The organism is Yersinia aldovae ATCC 35236 (assembly GCF_000173735.1).
GTDB classification, from domain to species: domain Bacteria; phylum Pseudomonadota; class Gammaproteobacteria; order Enterobacterales; family Enterobacteriaceae; genus Yersinia; species Yersinia aldovae.
In genome coordinates, this window is sequence record NZ_ACCB01000026.1 from 1 (window position 1) to 14578 (window position 14578).

Here is a 14578-nt window from a genome sequence, read left to right on the forward strand (position 1 = left end):
AGCGGGGCAAGGTCATTTTGGGCTAACTGAAAAACACAGTACAGGGCCGGGAAGAAAATCGAGCGCCAGAGTGGTAACTCCGGGCTAACGGTTGGCCACGTAATCCTTGCTCATCCTGCGCGTAATTTGCGGTTTTGCGTCACTGATTGCCTGCTGTTGTTCCTCATCTTTATGGGCCACTTGCAATAGCCGGATAGCCTCTTGCCGTTCCTGCGGTGATATATGGTCTACCAAGTCCTTAATTAACCGGCTATGCGTTAACGCACTGGGGCTAAGGGTATGGGAAAAGGTCGCATTCATCACAAAGGTATGGCCACATTCAACATTAGTACAAGCACAATAGAGATCCGCTATATGGCTATGCTTGCGGTTAGTTTTACGAATATGAGCGGGTGTACCACAATCTGGACAAATAACTTTAAAAACTCGCATATTGATATGGCCCTCTGTTTAAAGCCAGAACCGCCAGCCAGAAAATAAGCCTCGAACTGACTCGTTTTTATATTGTCTCTTACGCCTGTGACTGGTATCAGTGGTAACGCTGGTAACACCTTTGATTTATATAGATAAACTGAGTTACCACTGAGCAATATCAACTGGTAACCGGTGGTAACAGGCTGATTTCTGTTACCAGTGTTACCAATAGCCCTCTACTACTGGTAACAGCCCTGCCCCTTGCGGCTTATGGTTGTTACCTCTGTTACCAGTGTTACCAGTTCTCAATAAGACTCGCGTAAGTGTATTAACCTAAAACCGTGCTATTGAACTGATAGACCCGTTTCAGCCCCATTTCTGGCAGGCGAATGTTTTTCTGTGTCCGGGCATCCTCTGGCACATCGAGATAACCGGCCTTGACGCAGAGTTGAGCCACTTTCTTGGCATCAAAGCCCTTGCAGATTTCTTTCCAGCCGGTGGCCAAAATAAAGAACGTCGTCACCGCATCTTCTTTGTTATTGCCTTTATCCACTCGCCGGAAGCCCACCATGTTAGCCGGGCGGCTGCGCTCGTCATGCCAGTCAGCAAAGCGGCTGAACTGATTACGGGTAATGAACTCTTTCACCTGCTCCAGTGCGGCAGCGTCTTCCTGATTGGCGGTGTGACCACGATCCCCCATCCACGCATTAAGGCAGGTTTGTGCTGCCCGAAACGCCTCACCCTCTGGCCAGCCGGTGATCCCCACTTGTGTGGCCAACTCTCCGGCCATTGCCACCAGTGCAAAACGGGTAACTGCACAGCCCACCTGATTACCGGCGTTCTCCGGGGTAAGCAGCCGGGTATATTCTTTTAGCAGTATCTTGGCCTTGCTGGTCATGCCGGTCAGGTCTGCGGTTAACAGCCTCAGCCAAGCACGGAACGGCTCGCCATAGCAGGAAGCAACCGCCTGTTCTAAGTGCTCCGACAGGGCTTTACCTCCGGCAAAGCCGTGCAACTCTTCAAATACACCATGCTTACCAGAATCACTGGGGATCTGTACCATCCGTACTTCCACCCCGGCATAAGTACGCTCCCCGGCATTGGCCGCATGTTCGACTAACGACAATTCACCAGTAGACAGAAACAACAGACACCAGCGATTAGCCTCGCGCAAACTGCCGTCAGTACGCGCCCGCGCTTTCCCTTGGCCATTCGCCAGCATATAGGCGATATTCCCGGCCTCTCTGCCATCCACTTCCCGTATTTCGTCTAACATCAAGGTGGCATCATTACGGCGGCTGGCAGTGCCTTCCAACGCGTTACCGGTTGAGCGCCACGTATGCCAGAAGTCAGTGCCACCACAGACTGAAGCCGCTACTTTCATAGTGGTAGTTTTACCGTCCGTTGATTCCCCTTTCAGGTGATAACCACCGCCACCCACACCGACCAGTTTTAACAGTGGTGAGGCAAAAGAGAGACTGACAGAAAACGCCACCCGGCCATTACCGACGCAATAACGGGAAATCTGATCGCGCCATTCGTCCAGTGTTCCAGCAGTTCTGAAATCCCGGCCCTGTACGCTGGCGGTTTGTAAGATTACCGATTCGGCCCCAACGCCGATCACTTCGTCTTGCAGCACATAAACCGAACCATGCCAGCCGGTTTTATTAACACAAGTTACCTTGCGCTCTGGCTTGCACAGGGAAAGGTATTCCATCAAATGCGCCCGCGCCTGCCCGGTGGTACTGATATAAGACAGGCCATTGCTCAACAGAATGCGCCGCAGCTCTTCCCCGCTGCTACTGAGCATCTCCATCGGCATGGCCCACTTACGACTAATACCGTTGGTGTCTTCCCACTCCAGCAAACGACCATAGTTGCCGCCGTCAGAATCGCAGGTAATCGCCGTGACTCTTACCGGGCTGCACAGTTTGATATTGCGGATCTCGGTATCACCATCAGACTTATTCACCAGCTTGTCATACCAGAGATATTCCTGCGTTAAGCGGAACCCCTGCGGCAGTTTGGTTTTGCCTTTACCAAACAGGATCATTTCTTCCCGAAAGGCTTTTTTGGCCCGTTCCAACCCGTTATCACGGCGGTAATCATCCCAATCCGCTTTATGGCGGGTTGGGGGTAGTGATACCCAACCATCTACCGCTTTGGCGGCTTTCTCGGCCCACTGCTTACCGGTGTTCTCTTTACCATCATCAAAATCGTTATCCCCGGCGATAATCAACCGCGCATCGGGCCATTTATGGCGCAGGTGTTGCGCCACGTTCGGCAGGTTGTTAGCCGCGACTGCCGCCACAACCAGCCCATCAGTTAACATATCCAGCGTTAAAGCTGTGGCATAACCCTCAGTGATAACTACCAGCTCCGGGTTATCCCCTGCCTCTAATGGGTGAACCGCAATAAACGCCCCTTTAAGCACCGTATTGGGCAATAACCGCTTGTCACCTAACGGGCTGATAAGCTGGCCACCGGTTAACCTGCCGTCGATATCAGTTAGCGGTAACAACAAAGAGCCTGCCGGGAAGTCCATCCCTCCCGTTTTATGAACATCCTGCGTAATAGATTGGCTATGACCAGACAGCCCCTTATCAGCCAGATAACTGCTTTCTCCACTGCTGCAACGGGCCAGCAAAGCGTGGTAAGCCTTGGCCACCATCGCCTTTTTGCGCTCTTCGGGAATTTCATTTCTGGCAGGCTTAATCGCTTCCTGCGGTGCATTCGGTAAGGCTAGCGCCTTGGCCACCTCAGTTGCCGCCTGAAATGCCCCGTTGCCAGATACCAAACGAATGAGATCCAACCCATCACCATGACTGCACTGGCTACAAATCCATGTGCCACGGCCCTCTTGATCATCAAAGCGGAAACGATCACTACCGCCACACTTCGGGCAAGCACCGTGTTTACCATTCTCCGGCACGGTAATACCCAGCGCTGGCAAAATATGCAGCCAACGCCCACGGGCCGCTTGCAGCGTTTCAGAGACAAATTGATTGCTCATCGCGGCGTCTCCATCGTAAATATGAAAAGAAATAACAGTGACGGGAATAAATTAACGGCGCTCATTCTTTCCCCTGTCAAATTCGTTATCCAATACAGAATCTAAATCTTCATAAATACAATCAAAGACAGCCGCTATATTGACTGAATTAACATGAGGCTGTGGGGTTTCATTTTTTGAGTACAACAACTCTCTCATTAATTCTGAAACCAGCATGGCCCGTAGAACCTTATCTACACTTCCCTGCGCTAAATTATATTTAGTCGTCATGTTATGCCTCCTGCACAGGCAAACGCCCGGCAAAAAGCAGTATGTAATCTGCGGCATAACGGCGGCGGGCCGTCTTCTCATTCTCTGCGGTGATATGCAGCATGACAGGGCTAATTTTCTGTTGGGTGCGGTTGATCGCCGCAAAGATGTAGGTACACTTTGACGTAGCCATTGCGTTAGTTCCTCTAACATGATGGTCAGGCCCGGCTTGGTGTTGGTAGCACCTTGACGGGCCGCTGTATTTTGTCGGTACGCCGTGTTAACGTACGTACCTAACGAAAGACAGCTTATGAGGTTATGTACGTACGTGTCAACTATAAAACGAGATAAAAGCCCGAAAGGTGACGGTCTATCGCCAACATTCCAAATTCGTATCGCGCCAGAACTGCGTGAACAACTTAATGCGGAAGCGGCTAAAGATGGCGTAAGCCTTGGTAATTGGTTTAAAGAGCTAGCCCGGCAGGAATTAAAACGCCGTGGCATAGAACCTAAAGCATAAATACTTTTGTCAGTAATATAACCGTATATATCCGAACCTATTTTATTGACGGAAATAACGGTGAATGAGATAGTCAAATCAGCATTAATTGAATTATTTATCATTGTTATTTTCCGATAGTAGAGAACCATACCCGGCCCAGCAGCCGGGTATTTCTTATCTGTAATATAAGAATTAACTTAGCGCTATTGCGGAAACCCAGCCTTTACCAGCCATAATAGTGGCGTCTGATAAACTAAATTCCCTCGGCTTACTTATTTTTGCTTTAACACCACGCTTAGAAAAATATGAACGGTTAGCACTAAAACGTAACCGGTCAGTGCCAATGCTGGCAGGGCTATCAGTAACCGCCAAACCACTTAAATAAAAATGACCTTTGTCCTGAAAATCTTCTTCCACTTCGATGGAGCAAAACAGCTTTTGCCCCAGTTCGTTATAACTCATCAATTTGGCCGTGGGCCGGATACGGGCATACAAATGAACAATACCACTTTGCTTATCACTGCGTAGCGCCAGCACCTCGCCTAAATTATCCCGGTCACGTTTGTGTTCTTCCCAAATCAATGCCGTGTAAGTGCGTACGTCGTAGGTTTCGGCCATATCAAGCAGCCACTGGGATTCAATTTTGCGGCCATCAATGGTAGTTCCCTCGGTGGCGATACATATCCAACCGGTAGTTAATTGCGAATCCGTCATTTGCTACCTCACTTCTTAACCAGAGTAATAGCGGTTTCATCTGCGGCGGCATACAAGAAACCATTACCCAAGGCATAACCCTCATTGCGCAGGTAGCTATGTTCGTAGGCGCTACGGTCTTCAACAAATTCAGCCCGAAAACGGCGGCTTCCTTTCTGTGTATAAATATGCAGATTGCTCAATGTAGTTACCACCAAGCGTTTACCGGGCATAAATGGCGGGACAAAGGCAAAACGACCAGCAACTGAACCCATTAGCATTTGTGCCGCTGCTGTATCTGCCGGGCGGTCTGCGGCATTAAATAAACGTAGCCTTTCCGCTGCCGCCAGTTCTGCCCCCACCATGACCACTAAGCGGGGATCTTCCCGGTAGGCTTCGGGGATTTTTTCCGTAATTAAATGGTTAGCCAGGGCATCTAAATGTGGAAATTCGCCCCCTTCACCAAGGATTAATTCATCAGTTATAATCTGAGATCCGTTATTAAAGTCTTTGGCTATGGTGTGCCAACCAATATTAACGTCCTCCCCTTTTGGATTAGCTATAGGATCTGTTGGATAAGCAATTCGCTGACCATTAAGGCCCACCCGCAACATATCCAATGAAATTGCCATACCGAAGAAATCAGAAACAGTCTGAGTAAAGTGCTCAATACCACCAATATTGGCAATCGTGCCCATTCGCTCATAAGATAGCGAAGCACAAGAATCCGTATCAGCCAACGAATAATCAGTGCCTGCAACTTTTAATTCGCGATTAAAACGCCCATTAATAGAGCGCCCGGTATATAAAGTGGATTCACCTATTTCAATACATTGCCCTTGCAACTCCTCCACATCCAGTAACGTAATATTATTCATCATCCAGCCTGATTCCAGCATAGACATACGTAACTGATTTTCAGCCGGTTCAGATATTGAAAAACTCTTTTCATTATCGAATGCTTGACTAATACTGCCAATAAAATTGGCATGAAACTGTCCTGCCATAGCAGGAGGATTGACTCTGGCCATTAGTGTTACCTTATATTATATAATTTAAGTTTATTTATTATTAAAGTGAGTTTTTTATTGCTCGTTTTTTATCAGTGAGCCAACTAGATTTCTTTTTCATCAGCCCAACAAAATCATCCAGAGACATTTTACTTCTCATACTTTCAGACTCGATTTGATAATACTGTTTACTTAACATAGCAATTTCTTCTCCTCCATTACTTAGTAAGTATTTATCTTTAGGTACAGTGCATTTTTCTAATATACTTTTAAACGCACATTCTAATTTATTTAGCTCTTTCCAAACATACTGATGGGATGTTAGCCCGCTGCTAAATCTATCCCCCTGATAGGTTTGTGATGGCAGAGAATCCATTGGTAATAGCTCCATGACTTTACCTTTAAAACCTTTACTTCCCTCACTCAGCATCTGCTCAACCTGTCCTCGCAGAAGCCCTAACAATCCTTTACGTGCTGAGACTGAGGCTTTAGTATTTTCTAACCTTAGCTGTGCATTCTCCACACGGTCATTAAGATTAGACATTAACTCTCGAATATTACCATTATAACTGGACAGGCTACTGACTCCCCGCTGAGCATTATTTAGCTCAATATTGAGCTGTGAGATTTCATGCTCTACAGCTTTCACTTTTATTTCTTCTTGCTTACAAATTTGTTGCCCACGTTCAATTAGTGTATTTATTTCACAAGGTGTACAGTTTGAACGAGAGGTTGCATAACCTGTTAATAATTCGAACTGTTCCAATAAGGGAGCCATTTTCTTTAATCGATATATTTCGATTACCCGGATTGCATAGCCAGCATCACCCTGCTCAGGGGTAAATGGTATTGGCTGATATGTAGCAATAGTATTAATATCTTCATCGTATTTAGTTAGTGACAATTCTTTTAGCATCTCATTTCTCTCTTTGAAATATTTCCATCAATCCAATTAATTACTTCCCCCTCTACCCATGCAACGGATCGTTCTCCGATAGGGATATTGTTAGGGAAGTTCCCTTCTTTCATTTTGAAATAAATAGTAGAACGCTTTAACCCGGTAATAGACATTACATCGGGTAATCGTATTAACCTTTTTGCCATATTATTTATGGCAATAGAATCCCGCTCCATAAAGTTATCCTTTAATAGATTTGTATAAATGTGTGAAGACGCTATTAGACTTACATTTCCTCTAACCGATGTAAATATAGGGTTAGAGAACCATGCCAAATCACACATTAGTTTATGGTCATTTTTTGTACTGCTAAGAGCGAATATTGATGAATATAGGTGAATATGGGTGAGCAGCCTCATTCGTAAAGAAACGTAAATAACTATAATCTGAGAGCGATACAGCTAAATCCCCTCGGATACCTATAGACTTACATGCAATATGCTTTCTGTAAAGTTCATGACTTGGTACTCCCAACAAAACTATTTCTTGTGTTTTTACTTTTTAATAAAAACATCCAATGTTTTTCATCATTGAGTTGGTATTACTTAGTATCAGTTAGTATTTATTTGTATCGAGTTAATATGAGTTAATATAAATTTCAGTTAATTAAGCTGAAATTTATTGAAAAAATAAATGTAACATTTTGTAAAATTAACAACAATTTACTGAATACTCCATTGGTTTGCTTAAGAGTCTATCGGACGCCCTTAGATTACTAGTTTTTTGCGGGAATAAAACAAGTGATTTTAGTATAAAAAGCAGGCAATGAGTTTATCTTGTATGAGTGATTTTTTGGGACTGATTTTGAAGGGCAATGAATACTAATAAAGGACAGGGAAGGACAGTAAGTAAAAATCAAGAAATTCGTGAAGTTTCTATCGATTAGAATTAGTCATGTGAAAACTGATTATCAGTCATATCGCTATAAGCCCGAAAATAAACGTATAGCGATATGTATAAACAATTAACTTAAAAGTAAAAATAAGCACTAAAAACACATAATTAAGATAAAAGTTCGATTCCAGTCGGGGACACCATTAGCACATCTCACTAAGCCCATAAAACCCTGTTAAAACAATGACGAATAGGCATTTGGCGTCTAAAGAGATCCCATAATGTTTAGTGGAATCTAAGCATATATGTGTATAGGATTGCGTATAACACTAACTCCATCGACAACACCTCCCAATGGATATAATTAGCAACTATATATATCAATACAGACTTCCGTAAACCACTATATATGGTTTACGGAATGAGATCTTAATAACCGGGGAGATGTTAATTATAAATTATCGCATCGGCATTATACACACTGGAGTCACCGGCAGTTCCCATTGCAACGATATAATAATATTTCGCACCAAGCTTATCTGCCTTCTTATTAAGTACACTTTTTGCTGCTTCAGGTGAAAGAATCGTAGTGTCACCATGTACTGATATATGCCCCATTTTATGTAAACTATGAATTTGAACTTTACTGATCTCTACAGCAGAGAATGAGTAATTAGCATAGACCATGAACAGTAATGGAAATATATATTTTTTCATAAAACAATCCTTAAATAGTGATTTGATAATCATATAAAACATCATATTAATAAATATAAATGTAATTCTATCATCATTACCTTTAAACACGCCTCGGCATGAACCGTAAGCGCAATCGATTTCTTTTCCGATATATAACCTCGCCAATAGTGAGATATATACTACCAAGAATAAACAGAAATAGAATTTCCTTTGCTACATCATTAAGTGGCAGAGACATTTGATTAATACCCACCATCGCTTTGGTTGCCCATGTTGATGGAAGTAAATATGCGATGAAACGCACAGTGACTGGCATTGCCTGAAGGGGCCAAATAGTACCAGAGATAAAAAACACAGGAAGAGTTATAAAAGGTAATGTTAGATATATTAATCCAGAATGCAATAAACACTCAGTTATAATACGACTTAATCCTATTACAGAAAAAATAAATGGAATAGTTATGACTAAAATATCCATTATACTCGCAGTTTGTCGGTAACCGAGAACATTCGGTAGAATAATATATACGACGAAAGATAAAATAATCCAGATTGGAAATGTAGCACTAACACCGCCCAAAAACTCCCGAAATAACATTAAGTCCCCATCCTCCCTTTTTAATCCTAAAGTAATCGTTACGCAGGCAACAAGAAGAGATTGCTGAAGGATCATCGAAACCAGTCCTGGGAAAATAATGGCAGAAAAACTAATGCCTGCATTATAGAGATCAATAAGCGTTGGATTAATTGGTTGGAAAAATGAATAAAAATCTTTACTGCTCCAATTACTCTTCATTGCCAAGGATTTATTGTATTCAAAAATAGTATCCTCATATACTGATAATATATCCTTCTGTATTAGCCCATTCGGTAATCGATTAGTCGCATCACCGGATGCCTGAATAGATATATCTTCACCTTTCAGAATATTTTTTTCCGTATCCTTTGGAATAATAATGACAGCAAATATTTTTTTGTTTGCAAGATCTTTTCGAGTATCCATTTCAACTGAATAGTGAATTATCTCAAGTCTTGACATTGAATTGAGCTTTCGGGCTAGTGAGCGACTCATATTTGAATGATCTAAATCCACCAGTGCAACAGGTAATTTCCATACATGATTTCCATAGACTAAACTCATCATAGAAAGCGAAATCAATACCAGTAACCATAACGGTTTCTTTATCAAATGAATCAATACATGACAGAACGCCTTCCAATATTCAATCATTATTACACCTTGAGATTAAGTTTTATTCTAAGATAGAGCCGACGGCGAATAAGAATAAAAGTCACAATGGGATAAATAAGTAATATCCCGCATGATTTCATAATGGTCGTTGCGGATACATGACGTAAAAAAATATCGAACATTGTTTTAAGTGCGTGAGTTAAGGGTTCTAGCTCTGAGACCAATTTTCCTAGAGTACTAAGAGAAAATTCCGGCATAGCCAGGCCAGAGAAACTCAATGCAATACTGACCAGCAAGCCAATCAGTGTAAATGCCATGTTAGTCGAGGGCGTGAAAGTGTAAAGTATTAGTCCTAGGCTCTGAGCTGCAAGAATATAACAGAACCCTACGCACAATATATAGAGAGGGTTTCCGTTAATTTTCGCATCAGAAAGTGTAATAAGAATCGCTAGTTCCAAAACTAATAATAGAGTAAAAATAACTGTGTAGGGGATTATTTTACACAGTATCATAGTATTGAAACCAACCAGCGAATTAGTTTTCCCTGTGTGACCAAGAATATAAATAGTTGTTGTAACAACAAATAATTGTATAAGATGTATCGTGGCTGCAAATTGTTGATAGTATACGAAACTACCACTAGGATTAAAAAGACTGCTATAGACCAGATGAAGTTTAGATAACTTTATTGCCGGCTGTTCATTATGTGCGTTTAGTATTGGCCGATAAGTGTTATTAAGTTCAGCAACTAATCCTGAGAAATCCTGAGATGAGTAACTACCTGAAGCATAGAATAGCGCGTTGTATAAGAAAACAACATTTGGACTATTACCTGAAAGTACATTTTTCTCGAATTTAAGTGGAATATAAAGTATGGCGTAAACATCCCCATGTTCAAGAGCACGTTTTGCATTTTCCAGGTCATCACCATATGAAATTATTTGTGCATGAGAAGCAGCATTAAGTTGTCGCATAATCTTTTTAGATAAATGACTATGGTCATTATCTACAGCGGCAACCGGTATATCCAACAGTGTTCCTTTAGAGAAACTTGCATTGAGCAATGCAAATAAAAGTAATGGAAATATCCAGCATAGCCAATGGTATATCGGCTTTTTAAAGGAGTTTTTTAGTTCTTTAATAACTAACTGAAAACAGACTCCAATATTATATTTTATAACTTCCATGACCATAATACGCTCATTCCAGGGCGTAGCCCTTCTATTGGCTCTAATGGATATAATCTGATCTCAAAAGTTTTCAGATCAAAATCACCGGTTGCGCGTGTTGCTCTTTTCGTTGAAAAATCACCAAGTGGGGCTATATATTTTATTGTAGCAGGGACTAACTTATCATTTAATGCAGGGACACGCAGTGTAACATTATCACCCTTATGAAGACCCGAAAGTATATCCTCACGGATATCAAAAACAAAATAGGATTGATCAAGGTTAATTAAAACTAAAAGAGGGGAAAGTGCATTTAATAAATCGCCTTTCTCTGCGGGCATAGTACCCACTTCACCATTGATGGGGGATGTGACGAGTAAATCATTCACTATAATAGAGGCTTCATTCAACTCTTGCTCTGACGCGCGTAATATCGCTTCAAAAGCTTGGCGCTGTTCAATCCGGTCACCATTCGATGCCTCATCTAAAAGCGACTGAGCCGATTTTAACTTCTGCCGATCAGACTCTTGACTACGGAATGATTCATCTAATTCATCCTTAGAAACATAATTTCTCTGTAGGAGTTTGTTGAGTCTTTGATATGTTTGCTCAGAATTTTTAAAGTTCTGTGTTGCTTCTAGTAATTGAGCTTTTGCATAACGAATTTTTTCTTCTCGTGTACCATTTTGTGACATGGCTAAATTTGATTTAGCCTGATCTCTTAATGCCTCATATTTTTTCAGTTGCGCGACTAATTCTGGGCTATCCAAAGAAATTAGCCTCTGGCCTTCAACTACATCATCACCTCTTTCGACAAAGCGATCTATAACTCGCCCTTTCGCCTTTGAAGAGATAATCACTTCTGGCGCATCAACTTCCCCTTGTAACCATACTTCACTGCTATATGCCCTGAAAAGTAATGATATTGCCACAACTGCAATGAAAAAAAACAGCACACAAACAACGATAGTAAATTCTCTTCTTTTCATTAAATAACACACCTATAAAGCCATCACCGATGGCTCAAATAATGACTGAATCATCTTATGTATATAAATATTACGAGTTTAATGATGATAAACATTGATCGAGATCATTAGCTTGCTATTTATAACTAATGTAGATTAGTAGCGTGCTAGTCATTGATGCACATAAAAATGGCCTTAAGGATAGAGACTTTCCGTTCAGTACAGAGGCGCAAATAAAAATCAATCTTTGTAGATTAGGAGTAAAAATGAAGATCAATGCAGTGGTGTTTTTAGGTTTAGTCGCAACATCAACCTACCTCCCTTCGGTAAATGCTGCCGAAATCTATAATTCTGATGGTAACAAATTGGATTTGTACGGAAGATTTGATGCAATGCATTGGTTCTCAAGCGACAATGGAATTGATGGCGATCAGTCTTATTTACGTTTTGGTTTTAAAGGGGAAACACAGATCAACACTCAATTGAGTGGGTATGGGCAATGGGAATATCAGGCGAATCTCAATCGGCCTGAAAGCGAAGATAACAAAAACTTTACTCGTGTAGGTTTTGCTGGGTTAAAGCTACAAGATTATGGGTCCATTGATTATGGTCGTAATTATGGTGTTCTTTACGATATCGCAGCCTGGACAGACGTCATGCCTGAATTTGGCGGTAACACCTACGGGGCTGACAACTTTATGTTTCAAAGATCTAATGGGTTGCTAACTTATAGGAATAATGATTTCTTTGGAGTGAATGATGATCTCAAATTTGCGATCCAGTACATAAACAGCAATGGTGGGCCAAGTGAAACAAATAATGGACGTGGCGTATTGGCTCAAAATGGTGATGGCTATGGTATATCTATTGATTATGATATTGGCGCTGATATTAGTATATCAGGAGCATTCTTTAATGTTAAAAGAACTGATGAGCAAAATGGGTCCATTAATAAGGATATTATCGGGAGGGGGAGTAATGCTGAGGCTTACAGCGTAGGATTAAAGTATGATGATAATTCATATTACGCCGCAATAATATACACTCAGGCATATAACGCAACTCGCTTCGGAAGAAATGATAGTGCAGTCTATGGTTTTGCTGATAAATCTCAAAATATTGAAGCAGTTATTCAATATGGATTTGACAGTGGATTTAGGCCATCAATTGGTTATCAGCAGTCTCGCGGTACAGAAATAGATGGGTATGGTGCTCAAGATATTTATAAAGATATTAATATTGGTGCTTTCTATTACTTTAATAGTAATATGTACGCCTATGCCGATTATCAAATCAATTTACTTCACGACAACAACTTCACAAGAGATGCACATATTGCAACAGATAACATGGTTGCTGTTGCCTTAAATTATCAATTTTAAGGCAAGGGATACTTTCGTTTGATGTCCATCAAAAAATGGCCGATAAGCAATGGCATATAATAATATCCTACTGATTTCAGATTTCTGTAGAGGTTCAAGAGTATTACTTGATTTGGCGATATCTGTAGCCATTCCATACCACTCGCGCATTTCTGTTATTATAGAAATCTATGAACCGGAATTATTTTTATTATGTGAGACTCATGTTTTTGAGGAATATAAAGAAATACTGTTCGCTGAGGCTCGTCTATTTTACAATCATATGACAAAGGATATAGAGTATCCAACATCTGCTATCTATACATACAGTAACAAATTTTTTGAGAGTATTATAAAAATACAACCAGATTTTGATCTCATCATTTTCAGCCGTTGTTCTTATAATCTCGGAAAGAAGTCTGATATTTTCATTAATGGAGAGAGCATGAAATTCGGTAGTGATGTATTAATTGCTTACACGTAAATCCATAAGTGCGAATATCGATATGTGCCACTAAAATTGTATGATTTGTTTATTTTTCGGAGTGCTTTAAGTAAGCACTCTTTTTTTATGATAGAGCGGCAACGGCAGAATTGATATGATGCTTACAGTTATCCTAACACCGGATTATTCGAGATATTTCCTGACAAAATATCATAAAAAACAAACTGTATATGCAGGTTCGATTCCGGTAGGGACCATAACCTCTTCTCTCTGACCTCATTCAGATTCAACTAACAAAATAATTTTGTAAAATAATATCATGAGAGTGTTTTGTGATGACCTACTGGAAAATCCAAAAGGCCATCAGAAAAGAAGTTAGTCAATAACGCTTTGTTTTTGCTTTTGAATATCTTGTTCTATTCCATCACGAACATCTTGTGGGATCTTCAGAGCATCACCCAATGCGGACAGATAACTGCGCTCCATAAAATGGTCTACATCAATGACCGCACAACTGAGGAAATAGAGTTCCAACGCTTCTTCTTCATTTTTGATTTCACGCGCCAGTAATTGAGGGTCCAAAGGCTGATCAATCGCCTGTTGAACCAGACGCTCGCCTTGCTCACCGATACCGGCTTCGCGCATATTCTGCTCGATAATACCGCGCTCTTTCGCATCAATATGACCATCACTTTTGGCCGCAAACACCAGTGCCATAACCAACCGCTGTACGCGTTGATCTGCCGGTGCTACTTGCTGACCATACTGTGGCTCATCCTGATGACTCTGACGAACTCTGTCTTTATATTTACTCCATAACACGCTCCCCAGCACCGCGCCGCCACCGGCTAATAGTGCGCTGCTGCCATATTTGCTCAGCAGTTTGCGTGATGATTTACTCCCGACAAGTAAACCGGCAAGGCCACCCAATGCGCCAGGCACTAACATGCTACTCAGGCCAGAAGCGCCGTCACCGTTCTTCTTCGTTGCCTGCCCAAGCATTGATTGTAATTGTTGCATCAAGTTATTCATAAGTATCACCAATAAAGTGGAGTAAACAAACAGAGAATA

The 14578-nt window shown here is 41.5% G+C and carries 16 protein-coding genes; 3 read left to right on the forward strand and 13 right to left on the reverse strand.

Features of this window, described 5'->3' with window-relative positions:
* Positions 1-84: 84 nt before the first annotated feature.
* The 4 genes from YALDO0001_RS12690 to YALDO0001_RS12705 all read right to left on the reverse strand — a co-directional run bounded on the left by YALDO0001_RS12690 (position 85) and on the right by YALDO0001_RS12705 (position 3869).
* On the reverse strand, positions 85-432 hold the full coding sequence (locus tag YALDO0001_RS12690; RefSeq protein ID WP_042840002.1) for an Ogr/Delta-like zinc finger protein: 348 nt from the start codon (positions 430-432) through the stop codon (positions 85-87).
* Between the two features lie 310 nt (positions 433-742).
* Positions 743-3427: a DUF927 domain-containing protein gene (locus tag YALDO0001_RS12695; RefSeq protein WP_004703793.1), complete on the reverse strand. Its 2685-nt coding sequence runs from the start codon at positions 3425-3427 to the stop codon at positions 743-745.
* 51 nt (positions 3428-3478) lie between these two features.
* Complete coding sequence (locus tag YALDO0001_RS12700; RefSeq protein ID WP_004703795.1) at positions 3479-3697, reverse strand: hypothetical protein; 219 nt, start codon at positions 3695-3697, stop codon at positions 3479-3481.
* A gap of 1 nt (position 3698) precedes the next feature.
* Positions 3699-3869 carry a host cell division inhibitor Icd-like protein gene (locus tag YALDO0001_RS12705; RefSeq protein ID WP_004703797.1) on the reverse strand — a complete coding sequence of 57 codons (171 nt, stop codon included), beginning with the start codon at positions 3867-3869 and terminating at the stop codon, positions 3699-3701.
* 135 nt (positions 3870-4004) lie between these two features.
* Here YALDO0001_RS12705 and YALDO0001_RS12710 point away from each other — a divergent pair, with 135 nt between their 5' ends.
* Positions 4005-4196 carry a toxin-antitoxin system HicB family antitoxin gene (locus YALDO0001_RS12710; protein WP_004703800.1) on the forward strand — a complete coding sequence of 64 codons (192 nt, stop codon included), beginning with the start codon at positions 4005-4007 and terminating at the stop codon, positions 4194-4196.
* A gap of 174 nt (positions 4197-4370) precedes the next feature.
* Here YALDO0001_RS12710 and YALDO0001_RS12715 read toward each other — a convergent pair whose 3' ends face one another.
* From YALDO0001_RS12715 to YALDO0001_RS12750, 8 genes are all read right to left on the reverse strand, one after another.
* Positions 4371-4892: a GPO family capsid scaffolding protein gene (locus YALDO0001_RS12715; RefSeq protein ID WP_004703802.1), complete on the reverse strand. Its 522-nt coding sequence runs from the start codon at positions 4890-4892 to the stop codon at positions 4371-4373.
* 8 nt (positions 4893-4900) lie between these two features.
* Positions 4901-5902: a P2 family phage major capsid protein gene (locus YALDO0001_RS12720; protein WP_049595969.1), complete on the reverse strand. Its 1002-nt coding sequence runs from the start codon at positions 5900-5902 to the stop codon at positions 4901-4903.
* A 40-nt stretch (positions 5903-5942) separates the two neighbouring features.
* Positions 5943-6797 (reverse strand): hypothetical protein, encoded by an 855-nt coding sequence (locus tag YALDO0001_RS12725; RefSeq protein WP_004703805.1) that lies wholly within the window; start codon positions 6795-6797, stop codon positions 5943-5945.
* Positions 6791-7015 (reverse strand): AlpA family transcriptional regulator, encoded by a 225-nt coding sequence (locus YALDO0001_RS12730; protein WP_005172029.1) that lies wholly within the window; start codon positions 7013-7015, stop codon positions 6791-6793. Before YALDO0001_RS12730 ends, YALDO0001_RS12725 begins: the two co-directional genes overlap by 7 nt.
* Positions 7016-8120: 1105 nt before the next feature.
* Complete coding sequence (locus YALDO0001_RS12735; protein ID WP_042840019.1) at positions 8121-8390, reverse strand: YdgH/BhsA/McbA family protein; 270 nt, start codon at positions 8388-8390, stop codon at positions 8121-8123.
* An 82-nt stretch (positions 8391-8472) separates the two neighbouring features.
* Positions 8473-9603 (reverse strand): ABC transporter permease, encoded by a 1131-nt coding sequence (locus YALDO0001_RS12740; RefSeq protein ID WP_004703807.1) that lies wholly within the window; start codon positions 9601-9603, stop codon positions 8473-8475.
* Positions 9604-9605: 2 nt separating this feature from the next.
* Positions 9606-10757: an ABC transporter permease gene (locus YALDO0001_RS12745; protein WP_049595968.1), complete on the reverse strand. Its 1152-nt coding sequence runs from the start codon at positions 10755-10757 to the stop codon at positions 9606-9608.
* A complete protein-coding gene (locus YALDO0001_RS12750; RefSeq protein ID WP_004703809.1) occupies positions 10739-11722 on the reverse strand; it encodes an HlyD family secretion protein in 984 nt (327 codons plus the stop codon). The genes YALDO0001_RS12745 and YALDO0001_RS12750 overlap by 19 nt, the downstream gene beginning before the upstream one ends.
* 245 nt (positions 11723-11967) lie before the next feature.
* On the opposite strand from YALDO0001_RS12750, the gene ompC reads away from it, so the two are divergent.
* Both ompC and YALDO0001_RS12760 read left to right on the forward strand, forming a co-directional pair.
* Positions 11968-13083, forward strand: coding sequence for a porin OmpC (ompC, locus tag YALDO0001_RS12755; protein ID WP_004703810.1), 1116 nt, complete (start codon positions 11968-11970; stop codon positions 13081-13083).
* Between the two features lie 49 nt (positions 13084-13132).
* On the forward strand, positions 13133-13546 hold the full coding sequence (locus YALDO0001_RS12760) for an adenine nucleotide alpha hydrolase family protein (protein WP_042840003.1): 414 nt from the start codon (positions 13133-13135) through the stop codon (positions 13544-13546).
* 336 nt (positions 13547-13882) lie between these two features.
* Here YALDO0001_RS12760 and YALDO0001_RS12765 read toward each other — a convergent pair whose 3' ends face one another.
* Positions 13883-14539, reverse strand: coding sequence for a tellurite resistance TerB family protein (locus YALDO0001_RS12765; protein WP_004703811.1), 657 nt, complete (start codon positions 14537-14539; stop codon positions 13883-13885).
* Positions 14540-14578: the final 39 nt, after the last annotated feature.

Bases quoted from the DNA above. Each gene is read 5' to 3' on its own strand.
- YALDO0001_RS12690 (WP_042840002.1), bottom strand. From the start codon at position 432: ATGCGAGTTTTTAAAGTTATTTGTCCAGATTGTGGTACACCCGCTCAT.
- YALDO0001_RS12695 (WP_004703793.1), bottom strand. From the start codon at position 3,427: ATGAGCAATCAATTTGTCTCTGAAACGCTGCAAGCGGCCCGTGGGCGT.
- YALDO0001_RS12700 (WP_004703795.1), bottom strand. From the start codon at position 3,697: ATGACGACTAAATATAATTTAGCGCAGGGAAGTGTAGATAAGGTTCTA.
- YALDO0001_RS12705 (WP_004703797.1), bottom strand. From the start codon at position 3,869: ATGGCTACGTCAAAGTGTACCTACATCTTTGCGGCGATCAACCGCACC.
- YALDO0001_RS12715 (WP_004703802.1), bottom strand. From the start codon at position 4,892: ATGACGGATTCGCAATTAACTACCGGTTGGATATGTATCGCCACCGAG.
- YALDO0001_RS12720 (WP_049595969.1), bottom strand. From the start codon at position 5,902: ATGGCCAGAGTCAATCCTCCTGCTATGGCAGGACAGTTTCATGCCAAT.
- YALDO0001_RS12725 (WP_004703805.1), bottom strand. From the start codon at position 6,797: ATGCTAAAAGAATTGTCACTAACTAAATACGATGAAGATATTAATACT.
- YALDO0001_RS12730 (WP_005172029.1), bottom strand. From the start codon at position 7,015: ATGGAGCGGGATTCTATTGCCATAAATAATATGGCAAAAAGGTTAATA.
- YALDO0001_RS12735 (WP_042840019.1), bottom strand. From the start codon at position 8,390: ATGAAAAAATATATATTTCCATTACTGTTCATGGTCTATGCTAATTAC.
- YALDO0001_RS12740 (WP_004703807.1), bottom strand. From the start codon at position 9,603: ATGATTGAATATTGGAAGGCGTTCTGTCATGTATTGATTCATTTGATA.
- YALDO0001_RS12745 (WP_049595968.1), bottom strand. From the start codon at position 10,757: ATGGTCATGGAAGTTATAAAATATAATATTGGAGTCTGTTTTCAGTTA.
- YALDO0001_RS12750 (WP_004703809.1), bottom strand. From the start codon at position 11,722: ATGAAAAGAAGAGAATTTACTATCGTTGTTTGTGTGCTGTTTTTTTTC.
- ompC (WP_004703810.1), top strand. From the start codon at position 11,968: ATGAAGATCAATGCAGTGGTGTTTTTAGGTTTAGTCGCAACATCAACC.
- YALDO0001_RS12760 (WP_042840003.1), top strand. From the start codon at position 13,133: ATGGCATATAATAATATCCTACTGATTTCAGATTTCTGTAGAGGTTCA.
- YALDO0001_RS12765 (WP_004703811.1), bottom strand. From the start codon at position 14,539: ATGAATAACTTGATGCAACAATTACAATCAATGCTTGGGCAGGCAACG.